2 protein-coding genes are annotated in these 1,925 nt (G+C 34.9%); both read left to right on the forward strand.

Translation table 11 applies throughout. The features are described 5' to 3' along the window. The first annotated feature begins 146 nt into the window (after positions 1 to 146). Positions 147 to 398, forward strand: a complete 252-nt coding sequence (locus tag F6K13_RS30955) for a hypothetical protein (protein ID WP_124145935.1) — start codon at positions 147 to 149, stop codon at positions 396 to 398. 550 nt (positions 399 to 948) lie between these two features. After that, on the forward strand, positions 949 to 1,848 hold the full coding sequence (hetR, locus tag F6K13_RS30960; RefSeq protein WP_124145936.1) for a heterocyst differentiation master regulator HetR: 900 nt from the start codon (positions 949 to 951) through the stop codon (positions 1,846 to 1,848). The last annotated feature ends 77 nt before the right edge of the window (positions 1,849 to 1,925 follow it).

Here is a 1,925-nt window from a genome sequence, read left to right on the forward strand (position 1 = left end):
TACTTACTCTCCACAATTATTGGCATTTTTTTAGTGTGAAAAATCGGTATAAAAGAAAATTAAATTCATAAATTATTAGTTAAATATCCTGATTGTATCTTTAATATTCGTATCAGATAATAGACACTATCACACGGATTTGACCTATGCAAAGTTATACAGCGATTATTCTTTCTTTTTTATTATTACTAGGTAATACTCCTAGTAGCAAAGCTTTAGTCATTGAAAATGAAGTGGCATTTTCTTCTATATTTTTCAGAGGATCTGCTAGAACTAAAACTCATCAAGATAATGCCAAAAAGGGAAATATACGAGCTTTTGTAAACACAATTAGTACTTCTGATTTTGATTGTGAGGTTGAAAATGACAAATGTCCTCATCGTGGTAGTGGACGCTGAAGCTTATCAAAATGTCTCTTTCTGTATTAAGTTTTAATTCTTAATTACATCTTTGTTAAAGTTACTTAAGGCTTTGGTTTTACGATCTTAACTCTCTAAAAATTTGTCAAAAATTCTCTTGTTAATTAACGAGAGAATTTTATTGTTTAATATCGTAGTAAGCTATGGGGTATTTAAACTATATAACTTCAGACCTTTAAGTGTTAACAGAGAACATCAAATCTCAATGCATTATTAACCTTAGTAACCATTGATACTACTGCTATTTAAGTGTTATCTATAGTACTTTTGTATGTTATATTGATATAAATATGCATGTCAGTCAAAAGTACACAGGGTGTAAAAATCTACTAAGATAACAATCTATTCGCACACTTAATTTGCGTGCCTGCTCTTACGCCAAATGCAAAAAGTCTCAAAGAAATATACTTGCTTGGTGCAAGAGTTATATTTGGCTGAATTTCTATTATTGAATTATCATCATAGTCAGCATATTTTTAATAGAGGATGATACTATGCCTCTTAAGTTTTTGTTATTTTGGGGATTGTCATGAAAAATGATACCGATCTGATTAATAGCCTTAGCCCCAGTGCTATGGATCAGATTATGTTATATTTAGCATTTAGTGCCATGAGGACGAGTGGGCATCGTCATGGAGCTTTCTTGGATGCAGCTGCAACTGCGGCTAAATGTGCGATTTATATGACCTATATTGAACAAGGTAAAAATCTGCGCATGACAGGACATCTGCATCACATAGAACCTAAACGGGTTAAAGTAATTGTGCAAGAAGTAGAAGAAGCGCTCACTAAAGGTAAACTACTAAAAATGTTGGGTTCTCAAGAACCTCGCTATTTGATTCAGTTTCCCTATGTGTGGCTCGAACAATATCCTTGGAATCCTGGGCAATCAAGGGTTCCTGGTAAAAATCTTACTACTGAGGAAAAGCGATATACTGAAACTAAACTCCCCCCAAATATGCCTGATGCCAAATTGATTAATTCTTTTCAGTTTATGGAGTTAATTGAGTTTTTACACAGGCGGTCTCAGGAAGATTTACCACCAGAACGCCGAATGCCTCTAAGTGAAGCTTTAGCAGAACATATTAAACGTCGCTTGATTTATTCTGGTACGGTAACTAAGATAGATTCTCCTTGGGGAATGCCTTTTTATGCCCTCACTCGCTGTTCTTATTCTCCAGAAGATGAGGAGGAACGCACTTATATCATGGTCGAAGAGACAGCTCGTTATTTCCGTCTGATGAAGGATTGGGCAGAACAAAACAACAAGGTAATGCGTATTTTGGAGGAGTTTGATATTTCTCCAGACCGCTATGAGCAAGCTAAAGAAGAGTTAGACGAAATCATTAGACATTGGGCCGATCGCTATCATCAACCAGACGGAAAACAAATGGTAGTACAGATGGTTTTTGGACCCAAGGATGATTAGTCTAATTACTTGTAAATTCCGATCATTGAGGAGTTAGAAGTTTTCTAGCTCCTGATTTAATTTAATTTTAAAGTGAA

Origin of the sequence: Okeania sp. SIO2B9 (assembly GCF_010672505.1) — a bacterium.
In the GTDB taxonomy this organism is placed as follows: domain Bacteria; phylum Cyanobacteriota; class Cyanobacteriia; order Cyanobacteriales; family Microcoleaceae; genus Okeania; species Okeania hirsuta.